Origin of the sequence: Pseudarthrobacter sp. DSP2-3-2b1, from assembly GCF_049895945.1 — a bacterium.
Classification (GTDB): Bacteria; Actinomycetota; Actinomycetes; order Actinomycetales; family Micrococcaceae; genus Arthrobacter.
Window position 1 is genome coordinate 186787 of sequence record NZ_JAFCTI010000005.1, and the last position, 16897, is coordinate 203683.

Genomic DNA, 16897 nt, shown 5'->3' on the forward strand with positions numbered 1-16897 from the left:
CCTAGGCCTCTGTCTTTTCGACGGTGATGCGCGGTTCGCCTGAGCCGGCCGGTACGGTGTCCAGCTCGAGGGTCAGGGTTTCGGTTTTGACCAGTTCGGCGTTGGCCAGCAGGGCATCGAGGACCTGCTGCACGGCCGTGACGGTGGTCCGGATCCGGTCGCTGACGTTCAGCCCGGCGTCCTTGCGGGCCTGCTGGATGGCGCGGACCATGTCGCGTGCCGTCCCTTCGGCTTCAAGTTCCGGTGTGACCTCGGTGTTGAGCACCACAAAGCCGCCGCCGGGCAGCACTGCAGCGGCCCGTGAACCGGCACCCTCAGCGGTTTCCGCGACCACGGTTTCCAGCGTGTATTCCTGCGGTTCCAGTTCCAGCCCCCCGGCGGTGACCAGACCGGCGTCGGTAACTGACCAATCGCCGGATTTGGATCCCTTGATGGCCTGCTGGACGTTCTTGCCCAGGCGCGGGCCCGCAGCACGGGCGTTGACCACCAGCTTCTGCTCGATCCCGAACTCCTCCGGGGCGGCGCTACCGGCGTCGAGCAGCCGGACCGAACGGATGTTCAGTTCGTCAGCTACGACGGCGGCGAAGCCTTCCAGCGCATCCGCGCCGGGTGCCACAACGGTCAGTTCCTGCAGCGGGAGCCGGACGCGAAGGTTGGCGGCCTTGCGCAGTGAGGAGCCGGTGGAGCAGATCTGCTGCACGCGGTCCATGGCTTCCACCAGCGCCGGGTTGGAGGGGAAAAGCTTTGCCTCGGGCCAGTCTGCCAGGTGCACGGACCGGCCGCCGGTGAGGCTGCGCCAGATCTCCTCGGAAACCAGCGGCAGCAGCGGGGCAGCAACGCGGGAGACGGTCTCCAGCGCGGTGTAAAGAGCATCGAAGGCGTCAACGCTCTCGTCGAAGAAGCGCTGGCGGCTGCGGCGCACGTACCAGTTGGTGAGCATGTCCAGGTAGCTGCGGAGTTCGTCGCAGGCGCCGGAGATGTCGTAGCTGTCCAGCTGGGCGGTCATGTTGCGGACCAGGTCCCCGGTGTTGGCCAGGAGGTACTGGTCCAACGTGTCGGAGTAGCCGTCGTAGCGCAGCTGGGCGTCGTAGCCCTTCGCTTGTCCACCGGCTGCGCCGGCCGCGTTCGTGTAGAGCGTGAAGAAGCTGTAGACGTTCCACAGCGGCAGGATGACCTGCCGGACGCCATCGCGGATTCCCTGCTCGGTGACCACCAGGTTGCCGCCGCGCAGGATGGGGCTGGACATCAGGAACCAGCGCATGGCGTCTGAACCGTCGCGGTCCAGTACCTCGGACACGTCCGGGTAGTTGCGCAGGCTCTTGGACATCTTCTGCCCGTCCGAGCCCAGCACAATGCCGTGGCTGATGACGTTGCGGAACGCCGGCCTGTCAAAGAGCGCGGTGGACAGGATGTGCAGCATGTAGAACCAGCCGCGGGTCTGGCCGATGTACTCCACGATGAAATCGGCGGGGTTGTGGGTATCGAACCAGGCTTCATTCTGGAACGGGTAGTGCACCTGGCCGTACGGCATGGACCCGGAATCGAACCAGACATCCAGCACATCCTCGACGCGGCGCATCACGGACTGGCCCTCTTCAGGGGTGCGGGGGTCATCCGGGTTGGGGCGGGTCAGTTCGTCGATGAACGGGCGGTGCAGGTCAACCTGGCCGTCATTGTTCAGCGGCAGGCGGCCGAAATCGGCTTCGATCTCGGCGAGGGAGCCGTAGACGTCGATGCGCGGGAATTCCGGATCGCTGGACTGCCATACCGGGATGGGGCTGCCCCAGTAGCGGTTGCGGCTGATGGACCAGTCGCGGGCGTTTGCCAGCCATTTGCCGAACTGGCCGTCCTTGAGGTTGCCCGGGATCCAGTTGATCTCCTGGTTCAGCTCGGACATCCGGTCCTTGAACTTGGTGACCTCCACGTACCAGGAGGAGACCGCGCGGTAGATCAGCGGGTTGCGGCAGCGCCAGCAGTGCGGGTAGCTGTGCTCGTAGCTGGCCTGGCGCACCAGGCGGCCCTGGGCTCGCAGCACCTGGGTGATGGGCTTGTTGGCCTCGAAGACCTGGAGGCCCGCGATGTCGTGCAGGTCCCCGTGCTTGAACAGCGGCAGGAACTTGGCGCCTTCATCCACGGAAAGCACCACCGGGATGCCGGCCTCTTCACAGACTTTCTGGTCATCCTCGCCGTAAGCGGGGGCCTGGTGGACCAGGCCTGTACCGTCCGTGGTGGTGACGTAGTCAGCCACCAGGATGCGCCAGGCGTTCTGGGTGCCGTATTTCTCGGTGTCGCTGAAGTCGCTCCACAGCGGCTGGTACTGCAGCCCTTCCAAGTCTGAGCCGAGGTGGGTGGAAACCACCGCCCCTTCTGCGGACTCGGCGTCCTCGTAGCCAAGGTCCTTGGCGTAGGCGGCCAGCAGGTCTGCGGCCAGGAGGAAGGTTCCCGCGACGGGCGCGTCTGCCGAAGCGGCCTTGATGCCGTTGGGGCCCGCAGGCACCACCGCATAGGTGATGGAAGGCCCGACGGCGAGCGCCAGGTTGGTGGGCAGGGTCCAGGGGGTGGTGGTCCAGGCGAGCGCCTGGACCCCGGTCAGCTGCTTTGACAGCTCGGAATCCCCTGCCGTGATGGGGAAGGTGACCGTGACGGTCTGGTCCTGGCGGTTCTTGTAGACGTCGTCGTCCATGCGCAGCTCGTGGTTGGACAGCGGTGTTTCGTCTTTCCAGCAGTACGGCAGCACGCGGTAGCCGTTGTAGGTCAGGCCCTTCTCGTGCAACTGCTTGAACGCCCAGAGCACGGACTCCATGTACTCAACGTTGAGGGTCTTGTAGTCGTTTTCGAAGTCAACCCAGCGGGCCTGGCGGGTGACGTAGCTCTTCCACTCATCGGCATACTTCATCACTGAAGCACGGCAGGCGTCGTTGAACTTGTCGATGCCCATGGCTTCGATCTGGGTCTTGTCTGTCATGCCCAGCTGCTTCATGGCTTCCAGCTCGGCGGGGAGGCCGTGCGTGTCCCAGCCGAAACGCCGTTCCACCCGCTTGCCGCGCTGGGTCTGGTAGCGGCCCACCAGGTCCTTGGCGTAGCCGGTGAGAAGGTGGCCATAGTGAGGCAGGCCATTGGCGAAGGGCGGGCCGTCGTAGAAGACGAACTCGTTGCTGCCAGGCGTTCCCCCGGGAGCATCGGCGCTGCGCTGGTCAATACTGGCCTGGAAGGTGCCGTCCTGCTCCCAGTACTTCAGGATGCGCTCCTCGATCTCCGGGAACTTCACGGAGTGGGACACGCCGGCGGCAGGGCCGGTCGAATCGGTGGCCAACGGGGTAGCTGAGGCTTTGGGGTAATACGTCATTCTCGACATCCTGGGTTGAGCTGGTGAACTGTCCAGCTGCTGCTGCCCAGTTCCGTTCAGGATGCGAGGACGGCTCCTGTGCAGTCCGGGGACTGCACGCTTACCGCGGTACCACCTCACTTACCGGTGCCAGCGTTCCTTGGGAGGAAACTGCCAACCGGCCGCTCATTACTGCTGTGACGGGCTTACCCGTCCGGTTCTACTGACACCGCCGGCCAGATCCCTGGCCGTCCATGCGTTCTTCCGGAAGCTCACCGGTGATAGCCGGGTCGTCGCCGCCTCTGAGTCTACTATCGGCAGGCAGCCCGCCGCCATTCCCCGTCGCGGAGCCGGCTGTGGGTCTCCCGGCGTGGGTGCGGTAGTGGTGGCCAGTCCTGGTGCGCGGGCCCACTGTGGAAGATGGGGGGCATGTTGGGGGGCGTAACCGTTGGAGGACCGGGACCGGCCCCCAATAATGGACCGTATGCAGAGGGCCGGTGTGCGCCGACGGGACAAGCGGCTCCGGCGCGTGACCGCATGGTTCTGCTGGGCAGCTGCGGCACTGCTGTTCCTGCCCGGCGCCTTCCTGACAGGGCTTCGGCTGATGCCGTGGGACATCGGGACGCCCTGGCTCCAACTGCTGTCCCTCTTCCCAGCCAGCGTCCCGCTCACTGCTGTTGCGCTGGCGGCCGCTGTGCTGGCACTGTGTTTGGATCCCCGGTTCAGCCGGACGCTGCTGGCCACCGCTGTAACCGCGGTCATGCTGCTGCAGATGGGCACTGTGGCGCCGCGCATCCTTCCCGGCACTGAACTGGCGGCGGCAGCGCCCCTGGCGGCCCCGGAAGCCGGCGATGCCCCGGCGGCCCGCAGAGTCACCGTCATGGCACTGAATGTGGGCTCCACCGGCGTCGATGCGGAGGCTTTGCTGGACGAGGTGCGGACCAGGAACGTGGATATTCTGGCCCTGCCGGAGCTTGCACCGCTGGGCCTGGAAGCCCTTGATGGCGCCGGATTGGCGGGCGACTTCCCTTACCGTGCACTGGATGTGGATTGGGCCGGAACGGGCAGCGCAATCTTCTCCAAGTTCCCGCTGGCTGCCCAGGAGCGCGTGCCCGGTACGAACTTCTACCAGACCCGGGCAGTGGCAACCATTCCGGGTACAACCGGCGGTGTCCACCTGACCGCCGTTCATGTTGCCTCACCCCGGCCCGGACATACACCTTTCTGGCGCCGCGAGTTGCGTCAGCTGGGCGAGCTGCGGCTGGCCCTGCCGGGCTCCAATCCGGCCATCTTGCTCGGCGATTTCAATGCCAGCCAGGACCACCGGGAGTTCCGGGACTTGTTGGCCACCGGGCTCATTGATGCGGCCAAGGCTGCGGGCAAGGGTTTGGCACCCACCTGGCCGGTCAATGCCGGGATCCCGCCGTTTGTGGCCCTGGACCATGTCCTGGTCACCCCCAACATCAGCGTCGGGCATTTCGCTATCGTCAGGTTTGCACGAACCGACCACTCCGCCGTCGTGGTGGAACTCCGGCTCCCCGGCTGACAGCAGGGACAGCGCACCATCGCCACCCAGTGCCTACACTCGGACCCATGACGTCTTCCGCCCCTGGCACCAAAGCAGTGACGCCGCACACCTTCGCGGCCGGACCAGATGCAGTGAGGACGGCTCAGGGCCCGGGCCCGGGTCCGGGCGGGGGCCGAGGCAGTGCCAGTGCCAATGCAAGGAAAGTGGCCGCCGCGGCCTGCCGTTGGCTGGCACTCCTGGTGGCGCTGCCGGCCGCCGGCTGCTCGGTCCTCCGGGCGGTTCCCGCCGAATGGCCGGTCCTTGCAGTCCAGTTGGTGTCTTTCACCCCGTGGCTGATGGTGCCGGCTGCCGTGGCGCTGGTCCTGGCGTTCCTCGGCGGTCAGCGATGGTTGCAGATTGTTGCCGCGGCACTGCTTTTGTGCCAGGTTTTCTGGCTGTTTTCGCTCGACGCACCCCGGCCGGTTGCAGAAGCCGCTGCGGGCGCGAATGCGGGCGCCGATGGCGCCGGCATGGTGGAGCTCAAGGTGATGAGTGTTAATGCCGAGTTTGGCCAGGCCGACGCCGCCCGGATAGTCCAGCTGGTCAAGGACCACGGAATTGGCCTCCTGGCCGTGCAGGAACACAGCGGCGCACTGGAGCAGCGGCTCACGGCAGCGGGGCTGGACACCATCCTGCCGCACCGGATCAGCGATCCCACCGATGACGGTGCCGGCAGTGCTGTGTACTCCACGTACGCCCTCGAACAGGTGGGCCTCATCCCGGACACTCCGTTCCGGATGCCTACGGTCCGGCTGACGCTTGGGCAGGGCGGACCGGTCAGTGTTCTGGAAGTGACAAACGTGCATGCGCTGCCACCGGTGGATGACGGCGTTGAGCAGTGGCGCAGTGACCTGGCGGCGGTAGGCCGGCTGGCGGACCGTCCGGGAAACAGGCTGTTGTTGGGTGACTTCAACGCCACCTACGACCACTCCGAATTCCGGGACCTTCTCACCGCCGGCCAGGGATTGGTGGATGTGGGCACAGCCTCGGGCTCCCGGCTCCTGCCAACGTGGCCGATGGAGGGTCCGCCGCTTCCCGGGATCGCCATCGACCACGTGGTCACCAGCCCGCAGGTGGGCAGCTCCGGCTATCAGGTCCACAGCGTGCCGGGCACGGACCATGCCGCCGTCCTGGCCATGCTCGCCCTCCCGCTCGCCCTCCCGGCCGCCTGACCGTTCCGCCTGACCCGTTCCGCTGACCGTCATTCGCGGTCAGACGGGTCAGGCAGGCCGGTCAGCCCTTGCGGATCAGCTTGTGGTTGGCCGCCTGGGCCACCGGACGGATGACGATCTGGTCCAGGTTGACGTGGTGGGGAGCGCTCACGGCATACCGCACCACCTCGGCCACGTCCGCGCCAGTCAGGGGTTTCTCCACACCCTGGTAGACCTTCGCGGCCGCCTGCTGGCTGCCGAGCCGGTTCAGGGCGAACTCCTCGGTGTGGACCAGCCCTGGAGCCACCTCGATGACCCGGATGTTGTTCTCGGCTTCTTCGAGGCGGAGCGCCCCGGTCAGGGCATGCTGGGCGAACTTGGCGGCGTTGTAGCCTGCGCCGCCCTCGTAGGCAACCAGGCCAGCAGTAGACGTCAGGTTCAGGACTGTGCCCTCGCCGGTGGCCCGCAGCATGGGCAGGAACGCCCTGGTGATCTTCATGGTGCCGAGGACGTTGACCCGGTACATCCACTCCCAGTCCTCTGTGTTGGCGTCCCCCACCTGGTCAGCACCCCGGGCACCGCCGGCAATGTTTATCAGGGTGTCCGCGCCCCCGGCTTCGGTGACGCGGGCGAGCAGCCTGGCGACGTCGTCGTCCTCTGCAATGTCAGCGGGAATTGCGACGGCGCCGGTTTCAGCTTCCAGCGCGGCCAGCCGTTCGGCGCGCCGCGCAACGGCGAAGACCGTCCATCCCTGCGCCGTCAGGGCGCGGACTGTTGCCTCGCCGATGCCGGTGCTGGCGCCGGTGACTACTGCCGCTTTGGGTGCTGTTGCGTTGCGTGAATCTTCAGTCATGGCACCACCCTAACGGGACCAACGCGACGGCGGTCCCAGCCGATGTCGCCGGATGAAGTCCCTGCCATGAAACAATTGGCAAATGGCTGAAGACACTCAGGGTACAGACACGCCCTCCACCGCCCCTATCAACGTTCCGGACAAGCCCGCCCTTGAGGGGCTCGAAGCTGCCCTCACGCAGCGCTGGCTGGCCGAAGGGACCTACAAGTTCAACCCGGACACCACCCGGGAGCAGGTCTACTCGATCGACACTCCCCCGCCCACCGCCTCAGGCTCCCTGCACGTGGGGCACATGTTCTCCTTCACGCAGACGGACGTGCTGGCCCGCTACCAGCGCATGATCGGCAAGAACGTGTTCTACCCGATGGGCTGGGATGACAACGGCCTGCCCACCGAGCGGCGCGTCCAGAACTACTACGGCGTCCGTTGCGACCCGGCCATCCCCTACGACGCCGGTTACCGTGCTCCCGCCGAGCCTGCAAAGAACCAGCGCGATTTCGATGTTGTCTCGCGCAAGAACTTCATCGAGCTGTGCGAAGAACTGGCTGTGGAAGACGAGAAGGTCTTCGAAAGCCTGTTCCAGCAGCTTGGCCTGTCCGTGGACTGGCAGCTGACCTACCGGACCATCGATGACGCCTCCCGCGAAGTCTCCCAGCGCGCCTTCCTGGCCAACCTTGCAGCCGGCGACGCGTACATGGCCGAGGCCCCCACCCTGTGGGATGTCACGTTCCGGACCGCCGTGGCCCAGGCCGAGCTGGAGGACCGCGAGGTTGCCGGTTCCTACTACCGCTACCCGTTCTTCACCGAAGACGGCGAGAAGATCTTCATCGAGACCACCCGCCCCGAACTGCTGGCCGCCTGTGCGGCGCTGGTGGCGAACCCCGATGACGAACGGTACAAGCCGCTGTTCGGCAAGAAGGTCACCTCCCCGGTCTTCGGCGTCGAGGTTGAAGTCAGGGCCCACCCTCTGGCCAAGGCAGACAAGGGCTCCGGCATTGCCATGGTCTGCACCTTCGGCGACCTCACCGACGTCACCTGGTGGCGCGAACTCCAGCTCCCCACCCGCGCAATCGTGGGCCGCGACGGACGCATCGTCGGCGAGACCCCGGCCTGGATCACCACCGACGCCGGCCGCACCGCCTTCGAAGCGATCGCCGGCAAGACCGTCTTCAGCGCCAAGGAAGCCGTGGTGGAGCTTCTTGCCGCCGAGGACCTCATCGACGGCGAACCCAAGAAGATCATGCACCCCGTGAACTTCTACGAAAAGGGCGACAAGCCCCTCGAAGTGGTCACGTCCCGCCAGTGGTACTACCGCAACGGCGGCCGTGACGAAGAGCGCCGCGCCCGCCTGATCGCCCGCGGCCACGAGATCGACTTCCACCCCGCCTTCATGCGGTCCCGCTTCGAGAACTGGATCTCGGGACTGAACGGCGACTGGCTGGTCTCCCGCCAGCGCTTCTTCGGCGTGCCCATCCCCGTCTGGTACCCCCTGGACGCTGACGGCAACCCCCAGTACGAGGCCCCGATCGTTCCGCGGGACGAGCAGTTGCCCGTGGACCCCGCCGCAGATGCCGCCCCGGGTTACGAGGAAGCACAGCGCGATGTCCCCGGCGGCTTCACCGGTGACGCCGACATCCTTGACACGTGGGCAACCTCCTCCCTGACACCGCAGATCGTGGGCGGCTGGAGCCGCGACGAGGACCTCTTCGCCAAGGTCTTCCCGTTTGACCTGCGTCCCCAGGGCCACGACATCATCCGCACCTGGCTGTTTTCCTCGGTGGTCCAGGCTGATGCGTTGCAGGACACGGCCCCCTGGAAGCACGCGGCCATCTCCGGCTGGATCCTGGATCCTGACCGGAAGAAGATGTCCAAGTCCAAGGGCAACGTAGTGGTTCCCACTGACGTGCTCGACGAATTCGGCTCGGACGCCGTCCGCTACTGGGCTACCTCGGCCAAGCTCGGCGCTGACACGGCGTACGAAATTGCGCAGATGAAGATCGGCCGCCGCCTGGCCATCAAGCTGCTGAACGCTTCCAAGTTCGTCCTGAACCTGGGTGCGACGGAGAACTCGGTGGTGTCCACTGACCTGTCCGTCCTCGCCAATCCCCTGGACCGGGCGGTGCTCGCCCAGCTGGCGGACGTGGTGCGTCAGTCCACCAAGGCGTTCGATAACTACGATTACGCCCGTGCCCTGCAGATCACCGAGAGCTTCTTCTGGCAGTTCACGGATGACTACGTGGAGCTCATCAAGGACCGTGCATACGGAGCGGCCGGGGAGGCTGAGCAGGCATCGGTCCTGGCGGCTCTCGCGACAAGCCTGGACACCCTGTTGCGGCTGTTCGCCCCGTTCCTGCCCTTCGCCACTGAAGAGGTCTGGGGCTGGTGGCGCAACGGATCGGTCCACCGTGCCGAATGGCCCACAGCCCTGGAGGTCGACGGCGACACCACGCTGCTCGCCACGGTTGGCTCTGCCCTGAGCGGGGTCCGGAAAGCGAAGTCCGAAGCCAAGGTCAAGCAGCGCACGGAGGTCCTGTCAGCCACGATCACGGCGTCCGAGTCACTGACCACCCAGCTGAAGGCGGGGCTGGGTGACCTCAAGGCAGCGTCGAACGCCCGCGAGATCGCCTTGGTGGCCGGCGAGGGCGAACTGACCGTCAGCGACGTCGTCCTGGCCCCGGCTGAAGAGGGCCCTACGGCCTGATGGGAGCCCGCCCACTCCGGGCGGGCCTCCTGTTTTTGGGCAAAGGGGAAGCCCCATCAGCGTTTTGCCGTTGGTGGGGCTTCGACTTTTCGGCCATCTGGTGACGTCTTTGATGGTCTGGCGGGATCCTAAGAATTTCAGGTCTTCCTACCTCGTCACTGGTAGCTTGTATCCGGCTTTGCCGATGGCTGCGTCGAATACATATCACTGAATCTTCGGTTCCTGCGTCCCGCTTCTTTCGAAGTGGGTAAGAACTATTTTGGTACCGCAGGCAGGGAAGCGCAAGAGCCCCGGAAGAACTACATCAGAGTAGTTCTTCCGGGGCTCTGTTCGCGCAGGTCAGCTGAATTCCGGGCTCTCGGTCCGGCTGCGCTTGATCTCGAAAAAGTGCGGATACCCGGCCAGCGTTACCGTCGCATCCCAGAGCTGACCGGCCTGCTCTCCCCGCGGGATCCGGGTGAGCACCGGGCCGAAGAAGGCGGTGCCGTTGAAGGCAACAACCGGGGTTCCGACGTCCTGGCCCACCAGGGAGATGCCTTCCTCGTGGCTGGCCTTCAGCTGCTTGTCCCAGGCGTCTGTGGTGGCGGCTTCGGCCAGCTCGGCGGGAAGTCCACATTCTGCCAGCGCTTTCTTGATGACGACGCTGAAGTCCTTCTCCTTGCCAATGTGGATCTGTGTCCCCATGGCGTCGTAGAGCGGCTTGATGACCTGATCGCCGTGCTGCTCCCGGGCTGCAATGATGACCCGGACAGGCCCCCAACCCTTGTCCATTGCTTCGCGGTAGGACGGTTCCAGGTCCCGGCCCTCATTCAGGACGGAAAGGCTCATGACGTGCCAGACCGTCTTGATGTCGCGGACGTCCTCGACCTCGCCGATCCAGCGGGAAGTAATCCAGGCGAAGGGGCACAGCGGATCGAACCAGAAGTCGGCGTGGTTGGTGGTGGTTTCAGACATGCGTGATTACCTCTGGATTCTTACGGTTTCGAAACTGCGGCTGCGGTGGTGTCAGGCGGACTTGCGGCGCTTGGTCACGTGCGGAACGAGGGTGGGTTCGGCCTTGCTGAGGACAACGTCCTCGGTGATGATCACGCTGGCAACATCTTCGCGGCTGGGGAGGTCAAACATGACCGGCAGGAGCACTTCCTCCATGATGGCGCGAAGACCCCGGGCGCCGGTTCCACGTTCGAGCGCCTGCTCGGCGATGGCATCCAGCGCGCCGTCGTCGAACACGAGTTCCACGCCGTCGATCTGGAACATCTTCTGGTACTGCTTGACCAGAGCGTTCTTCGGCGTGGACAAAATCTGGATGAGGGCGTCGCGGTCAAGGCTGGAGACCGTGGTGATGACGGGAAGCCGGCCGATGAATTCCGGGATCAGTCCGAACTTCAGGAGATCCTCGGGCATAACCTCCCCGTAGGAGTCCACCTTGTTGCTGGCGTCGTTGAGCGGGGCACCGAAACCGATGCCTTTCCGCCCGGAACGGGATCCGATGATCTCTTCCAGGCCCGCAAAGGCGCCGGCCACGATAAAGAGCACGTTGGTGGTGTCGATCTGGATGAATTCCTGGTGCGGGTGCTTGCGTCCGCCCTGCGGCGGCACGGAGGCCACGGTTCCTTCCAGGATCTTCAGCAGCGCCTGCTGAACGCCTTCACCGGAAACGTCACGGGTAATGGAGGGGTTCTCGCTCTTGCGCGAAATCTTGTCGATCTCGTCGATGTAGATAATGCCCTGTTCGGCCTTCTTGACGTCGTAATCCGCCGCCTGGATGAGCTTGAGGAGGATGTTCTCCACGTCCTCGCCCACGTACCCGGCCTCGGTGAGGGCGGTGGCATCGGCTACGGCGAACGGCACGTTCAGCCGCCGTGCCAGGGTCTGCGCGAGGTAGGTCTTGCCGCAGCCGGTGGGGCCGATCAGGAGGATGTTCGACTTCGCGATCTCGACGTCGTCGTGATGGCCGCCCTCAGCGAGGCTGCCGCTCTTGGGCGCGTGCCCGGCCTGGATCCGCTTGTAGTGGTTGTAAACCGCGACGGCGAGCGACCGCTTGGCGGGCTCCTGGCCGATGACGTATTCCTGCAGGAAGTCAAAAATCTCGCGGGGCTTGGGGAGTTCAAAGCTTCCCAGATCGGCGACTTCCGCGAGTTCCTCTTCAATGATCTCATTGCAGAGCTCAATGCATTCGTCGCAGATGTAGACACCGGGCCCGGCAATGAGCTTGCGCACCTGCTTCTGGCTCTTTCCGCAGAAAGAACACTTCAGCAGATCCGTGCTCTCGCCAATCCGAGCCATATGTGAACCCCTTTAGTATCTTGCTGCCAGGCAGCTGTGCACCGTTGCTGGAAACGCGGCGGGCCTGGGAGGGCCGGCCGTGACATCTTCCACTCTAGGTCACATTCGGCCTCAAGGGTGGAAAGAGAAGGCCGGTGCCGCCCAAAATAACTGGACCGCACCGGCCTGTTGGAACCTGTACTAGCGGGTAATGGCCTGCGGCTTCATCTTGCGCGAATCGAGCACCTGGTCGATCAGGCCGTAGGCCATGGCGTCGGCCGCGGTGAGGATCTTGTCGCGCTCAATGTCGTTGTTGACCTGCTCGGAGGTCCGGCCCGAGTGCATTGCCAGCGTGTCTTCGAGCCACGCGCGCATGCGCATGACCTCAGCTGCCTGGATCTCGAGGTCCGAGGCCTGCCCGCCCTGCCCGCCGGAGAGGGCCGGCTGGTGGATGAGGACACGGGCGTTGGGCAGTGCCAGGCGCTTGCCCGGCGTGCCGGCGGCCAACAGGACTGCTGCTGCGCTTGCTGCCTGCCCCAGGCAAACCGTCTGGATCTCGGGACGGATGTACTGCATGGTGTCGTAGATGGCCGTCATGGCCGTAAACGAACCACCGGGGGAGTTGATGTAGATGGTGATGTCGCGGTCCGGGTCGGTTGATTCAAGGACCAGCAGCTGGGCCATGACGTCATCGGCGGAGGCGTCGTCCACCTGGACGCCGAGGAAGATGATGCGGTCTTCGAACAGCTTGGTGTAGGGGTCCTGGCGCTTGAAGCCGTAAGGCGTGCGCTCTTCGAACTGGGGAAGGACGTAGCGGCTGGTCGGAAGATTACCGGCAGTCGATCCGAAGTTGTAGGTCATTTTTGTTGCTCCTGATCTGGGTGTTCTGCAGTGCCGGGTTACTTCTAGGAGGCGGAGTCGCCGGAGGTGCCGTTGGCGGTGCCGCCGCCACCGGACACCGAACCCGCGTGGGCCGCAATCTTGTCGAAGAAACCGTACTCGAGGGCTTCGGTGGCGGTGAACCACTTGTCGCGGTCGTTGTCTTTGAGGATGGTTTCCACGGACTGGCCGGTTTGGTCGGCGGTCAGCTCGGCCATGACCTTCTTCATGTGGAGGATCAGCTCGGCCTGGATCTTGATGTCCGAGGCCGTACCGCCAATACCGCCGGAGGGCTGGTGCATCAGCACGCGGGCGTTGGGGGTGGCGTAGCGCTTGCCCTTGGTGCCGGAGGACAGCAGGAACTGGCCCATGGAGGCTGCCAGGCCGGTGGCGACTGTGACGACGTCGTTCGGGATGAACTGCATGGTGTCATAAATAGCCATGCCGGCCGTCACGGAACCGCCCGGGGAGTTGATGTAAAGGTAGATGTCCTTTTCCGGGTTTTCGGCGGACAGGAGCAGCAGCTGGGAGCAGATGGCGTTGGCGTTGTCGTCACGCACCTCGGAGCCGAGCCAGATGATCCGCTCCTTCAGGAGGCGGTTGTAGATGTAGTTGTCCTGGGCTGCGGGATCGACCGTCGCCATCCGGGGGGCCTCTGCGTGCTGTGACATGTGTACTTACCTCTCGCTGGTGACGGTGACGTTACTGAACGACATCACTGAACTTCACTACTTGGACACTAACCGTTTTGCCGGCCTATTTGTTCGCCGGAATCGCGCTGTTCGCTGACGGCGCACGATCGCCATGGGGCGTCGGTTAAAGCAGGCAGCCCCCGGACCGTTTGGTCCAGGGGCTGCTCTCACGCAGGGCGTGCTAGAACTTTACGGCTGCCGGATCGTCGTTCTTGGCGGCTTCGGCCTCGGCGCCTTCGGTAGCCTCCGCCTCGACGGCTTCGGCTTCAACGCCAGCAGCTTCCTCTTCGCCGCCGGGGCGGACGAAGTCGCTGAGGTCAACGGCCTTGCCGTCGGTGTCGGTGACCGTTGCCTGGCCAAGGACCACGGCCAGCGCCTTGCGGCGGCGGACCTCGGAGACCATCATGGGGACCTGGCCGCTCTGATCGATGATCTGGGCGAACTGGTTCGGGTCCATGCCGTACTGGCTGGCGGTGGTGACGATGTAGTCGATCAGCTCGTTCTGGCTGACGTTGACTTCTTCCTTTTCGGCGATGGCGTCGAGGATGACTTCGTTCTGGAACGCCCGGGCGGTGTTGGCCTTGACCTCTTCGCGGTGTTCCTCGGTGTCGTGTTCGCCTTCACCGTGGCCGTTGCCCTCCTTGAAGTGGGCTTCGAGCTGCTCTTCAACCACGGAGTCCGGAACCGGAACCTCAACGAGCTCAACGAGCTTGTCCAGGACCTTGTCGCGGGCTTCTACGCCCTGCTCGACAACCTTGGAATCGGCAGCCTGCTTGGCCAGGTCTTCGCGGAGTTCGGCAAGGGTGTCGAACTCGGAGGCCAGCTGGGCGAAGTCGTCGTTGGCCTCGGGAAGCTCGCGCTCCTTGACAGCCTTGACAACCACCTTGACCTGCGCGGCTTCGCCGGCGTGGTCGCCACCCACCAGGGTGGTTTCGAAGATGGCGTCTTCATCAACGCTGAGGCCGGTGACGGCTTCGTCCAGGCCTTCGAGCATGGTTCCGGCGCCTACCTGGTAGGACAGGCCCGAGGCGGAGTCGACGTCGGCGCCGTCAATGGAGGCGTTGATGTCGATGGTCAGGAAGTCGCCATCGGCAGCGGGGCGGTCCACGGACTTCAGCGTGCCGAAGCGGCCGCGGAGTTCATCCAGGGCCTTGTCGACGTCTTCGTCGGAGGACTCTGCGGCGGCAACCTCAACCTTGATGCCGGCGTAGTCAGGCAGTTCGATCTCCGGGCGCACATCAACCTCGGCGTGGAACTTGAGTTCCCCGTCCGTGGAAGTGGGGTCCGGGACTTCGGTGATCTCAACCTCGGGGCGGCTCAGGGGGCGGATGCCGGATTCCTGCACCGCTGCCTGGTACCAGCCGTTAAGGCCTTCGTTGATGGCCGTCTCCAGGACGTAGCCGCGGCCAACGCGCTGGTCGATCAGTTTGGAGGGGACCTTGCCCTTGCGGAAGCCAGGGACCTGGATCTGCGAAGCAACAGTCTTGTATGCCTCGTCGATGCTGGGCTTCAATTCCTCAAAGGGGACCTCAACATTGAGCTTGACCCGCGTGGGGGTGAGGTTCTCGACAGCGCTCTTCACGGTCTAAGTACTCCTGGGTTTGTGGGATGGGTTTTCTGCAAATGCAACGATCTGTCCAGGCCGTCGGCCCGGGCCGCAGAGTCGGGGTGACAGGATTTGAACCTGCGACTTCCTGCTCCCAAAGCAGGTGCTCTAGCCAAGCTGAGCTACACCCCGTAAGTGCACAGGCAAGTCTACGGCCATTCCGGTCGTGAATGCACATTTGACACGTGGGGCATGAATTAGGTTTAGTTGTATCCGGCTTCAACAGCCAGCCCGAAAGTCCGGCCGCTAAGATGGAAACCATCAGCAACGCTGTACTCCCGGGGACGTAGCTTAATGGTAAAGCCTCAGTCTTCCAAACTGATTACGCGGGTTCGATTCCCGTCGTCCCCTCCAGCAAAGAGCAGGGCCCCTGACGCACACGAGGGGCCCTTTTTTGTGTCCCGCAGCTTCGTGCGGGGCTTACTCTCTGGGTTGCTGGCAGCGCGGGCACCAGTACAGCTTGCGGCCGGCGAGCTCGGTGATCGCCACGGGCACGCCGCAAACCCGGCATGGCAGCCCCTCCCGCTTGTAGACATAGTGCGCATGCTCTCCCGCGGGCAGGAGCGCACCCGCCTCCCAGTAAACCGCAGGTGTGGTGATGATCCGCCCGTCGCGCACGCCGTCGGACATTACTGCTGCGGTGTCGTCCCACAGGAGCCCGGCGGCTCCGCGGGAGAGGGCGTTGCCCGGCAGCCACGGATCCAGCTGCCGGCGGAAGAGCACTTCGGCCCGGTAGACGTTCCCGACGCCGGCGATCACCTTCTGGTCCATCAGCAGCGCAGCCACCGGCGTCTTCCGGGCCAGCAGTCCGTCAACGAAACGAGCCCTGTCCGCAGGCAGGTTCCGCAGCGGGTCCGGGCCGAGCCTTGCCAGGACAGCCAGCGCCTCTGCCTCAGTGATCACGGCGCAGGTGGTGGCCCCGCGGAGGTCCGCCCAGCCGTGCCCGCTGACGAGCCGGACACGGACAGCGCCGCGGGGCTCGGGAGGCCCCTGGTAGACGTCCTCGCCGCCAACCCCGGCGCCGCCGGCGTCGTACAGTTCCTGCTCCCCCACCTTCCGCGGCGCGCCGATGCTGGAGGCACCGCGGAACGTGGCGTCGCCGCCGAAATCCCACGCACCGTAGAGGCCCAGGTGGACGTGCAGCACCATCGCGTGGTCAAAGTGCAGGAAGAGGTGTTTGCCGTGGGCGCGGGATTCGGTCAGTGTGTGGCCGTCGAGCACGGCGGCGCCTGCGGCGAACCGGCCCTGCGGACTGCTCACGGACAGCGCAGCACCTGTGAAGACGTCCCCGAACTGTTGCGCCAGGCGGCGGACGGAATGCCCCTCCGGCACTACTCGATGACCTCGCCGGTGGCCTCGTAGGCCGCAATCTTGCCGATCCGGCGGACGTGGCGTTCGTCGTTGCTGAAAGGCTCCGCCAGGAAGGCTTCGATGAGTCCGGTGGCTTCCTCGACAGAATGCTGGCGGCCGCCCACGGCCACCACGTTGGCGTCGTTGTGCTCGCGCGCCAGCGTGGCCGTGGAGAGGTTCCAGGCGAGGGCAGCGCGGACACCCTTGACCTTGTTCGCGGCGATCTGCTCGCCGTTGCCGGAGCCGCCCAACACAATTCCGAGGGCGTGGACGCCGGACTGCTGGTCAGCCACCACTGCGAGCGCGGCGTTGATGCAGAAGGAGGGGTAGTCATCCTGGGCGTCATACACCTTGGGGCCGTGGTCCACGACGTCGTAGCCCTTGGCCGTGAGGTGTGTGACCAGATGGGCGCTGAGTTCCATGCCCGCATGGTCGGTGGCGATGTGGACCCGCGGGAAGGAGGGGGAAGAAGTCACAGCTGTATCCGTTCATTAGGCCAGGGGCAGAT

12 protein-coding genes and 2 tRNA genes are annotated in these 16897 nt (G+C 64.9%); 4 read left to right on the plus strand and 10 right to left on the minus strand.

Annotation, left to right across the window (positions count from 1 at the left end; all coding sequences use genetic code 11):
- Position 1: 1 nt before the first annotated feature.
- On the minus strand, positions 2-3346 hold the full coding sequence (gene ileS / locus ACP7AX_RS08620; protein ID WP_426226118.1) for an isoleucine--tRNA ligase: 3345 nt from the start codon (positions 3344-3346) through the stop codon (positions 2-4).
- A 463-nt stretch (positions 3347-3809) separates the two neighbouring features.
- On the opposite strand from ileS, the gene ACP7AX_RS08625 reads away from it, so the two are divergent.
- Together ACP7AX_RS08625 and ACP7AX_RS08630 are read left to right on the plus strand one after the other, a co-directional pair.
- A complete protein-coding gene (locus ACP7AX_RS08625) occupies positions 3810-4871 on the plus strand; it encodes an endonuclease/exonuclease/phosphatase family protein (protein ID WP_426226119.1) in 1062 nt (353 codons plus the stop codon).
- Between the two features lie 47 nt (positions 4872-4918).
- Complete coding sequence (locus ACP7AX_RS08630; protein WP_426226120.1) at positions 4919-6064, plus strand: endonuclease/exonuclease/phosphatase family protein; 1146 nt, start codon at positions 4919-4921, stop codon at positions 6062-6064.
- Positions 6065-6125: 61 nt separating this feature from the next.
- Here the strand turns inward: ACP7AX_RS08630 and ACP7AX_RS08635 are convergent, their stop codons facing one another.
- Positions 6126-6896, minus strand: coding sequence for an SDR family oxidoreductase (locus ACP7AX_RS08635; protein ID WP_426226121.1), 771 nt, complete (start codon positions 6894-6896; stop codon positions 6126-6128).
- Positions 6897-6978: 82 nt separating this feature from the next.
- Between ACP7AX_RS08635 and valS the strand changes: the two genes are divergently transcribed.
- A complete protein-coding gene (valS, locus tag ACP7AX_RS08640) occupies positions 6979-9597 on the plus strand; it encodes a valine--tRNA ligase (protein ID WP_426226122.1) in 2619 nt (872 codons plus the stop codon).
- Between the two features lie 339 nt (positions 9598-9936).
- Here the strand turns inward: valS and ACP7AX_RS08645 are convergent, their stop codons facing one another.
- The 6 genes from ACP7AX_RS08645 to ACP7AX_RS08670 form a co-directional block, all read right to left on the minus strand.
- Complete coding sequence (locus tag ACP7AX_RS08645; protein ID WP_131683942.1) at positions 9937-10551, minus strand: disulfide bond formation protein DsbA; 615 nt, start codon at positions 10549-10551, stop codon at positions 9937-9939.
- Between the two features lie 51 nt (positions 10552-10602).
- Positions 10603-11883, minus strand: a complete 1281-nt coding sequence (gene clpX / locus ACP7AX_RS08650) for an ATP-dependent Clp protease ATP-binding subunit ClpX (protein WP_131683941.1) — start codon at positions 11881-11883, stop codon at positions 10603-10605.
- 180 nt (positions 11884-12063) lie between these two features.
- Positions 12064-12723, minus strand: a complete 660-nt coding sequence (locus ACP7AX_RS08655; RefSeq protein WP_131683940.1) for an ATP-dependent Clp protease proteolytic subunit — start codon at positions 12721-12723, stop codon at positions 12064-12066.
- Positions 12724-12767: 44 nt separating this feature from the next.
- Entirely contained in the window at positions 12768-13385 is a 618-nt protein-coding gene (locus tag ACP7AX_RS08660) for an ATP-dependent Clp protease proteolytic subunit (RefSeq protein ID WP_131684107.1), read from the minus strand.
- Between the two features lie 229 nt (positions 13386-13614).
- Entirely contained in the window at positions 13615-15015 is a 1401-nt protein-coding gene (gene tig, locus ACP7AX_RS08665) for a trigger factor (protein WP_131683939.1), read from the minus strand.
- 81 nt (positions 15016-15096) lie between these two features.
- Positions 15097-15171, minus strand: a tRNA-Pro gene (locus tag ACP7AX_RS08670).
- Between the two features lie 148 nt (positions 15172-15319).
- On the opposite strand from ACP7AX_RS08670, the gene ACP7AX_RS08675 reads away from it, so the two are divergent.
- Positions 15320-15393 (plus strand) — tRNA-Gly (locus ACP7AX_RS08675).
- 66 nt (positions 15394-15459) lie between these two features.
- Here ACP7AX_RS08675 and ACP7AX_RS08680 read toward each other — a convergent pair.
- Positions 15460-16371 carry an Fpg/Nei family DNA glycosylase gene (locus ACP7AX_RS08680; protein ID WP_426226123.1) on the minus strand — a complete coding sequence of 304 codons (912 nt, stop codon included), beginning with the start codon at positions 16369-16371 and terminating at the stop codon, positions 15460-15462.
- Positions 16371-16865 (minus strand): ribose-5-phosphate isomerase, encoded by a 495-nt coding sequence (locus ACP7AX_RS08685; protein ID WP_131683937.1) that lies wholly within the window; start codon positions 16863-16865, stop codon positions 16371-16373. Before ACP7AX_RS08685 ends, ACP7AX_RS08680 begins: the two co-directional genes overlap by 1 nt.
- Positions 16866-16897 lie beyond the last annotated feature (32 nt).

Excerpts from the sequence above, each read along its gene's own strand:
- ileS (WP_426226118.1), bottom strand. The coding sequence starts at position 3,346 with ATGACGTATTACCCCAAAGCCTCAGCTACCCCGTTGGCCACCGATTCG.
- ACP7AX_RS08625 (WP_426226119.1), top strand. The coding sequence starts at position 3,810 with ATGCAGAGGGCCGGTGTGCGCCGACGGGACAAGCGGCTCCGGCGCGTG.
- ACP7AX_RS08630 (WP_426226120.1), top strand. The coding sequence starts at position 4,919 with ATGACGTCTTCCGCCCCTGGCACCAAAGCAGTGACGCCGCACACCTTC.
- ACP7AX_RS08635 (WP_426226121.1), bottom strand. The coding sequence starts at position 6,896 with ATGACTGAAGATTCACGCAACGCAACAGCACCCAAAGCGGCAGTAGTC.
- valS (WP_426226122.1), top strand. The coding sequence starts at position 6,979 with ATGGCTGAAGACACTCAGGGTACAGACACGCCCTCCACCGCCCCTATC.
- ACP7AX_RS08645 (WP_131683942.1), bottom strand. The coding sequence starts at position 10,551 with ATGTCTGAAACCACCACCAACCACGCCGACTTCTGGTTCGATCCGCTG.
- clpX (WP_131683941.1), bottom strand. The coding sequence starts at position 11,883 with ATGGCTCGGATTGGCGAGAGCACGGATCTGCTGAAGTGTTCTTTCTGC.
- ACP7AX_RS08655 (WP_131683940.1), bottom strand. The coding sequence starts at position 12,723 with ATGACCTACAACTTCGGATCGACTGCCGGTAATCTTCCGACCAGCCGC.
- ACP7AX_RS08660 (WP_131684107.1), bottom strand. The coding sequence starts at position 13,385 with ATGGCGACGGTCGATCCCGCAGCCCAGGACAACTACATCTACAACCGC.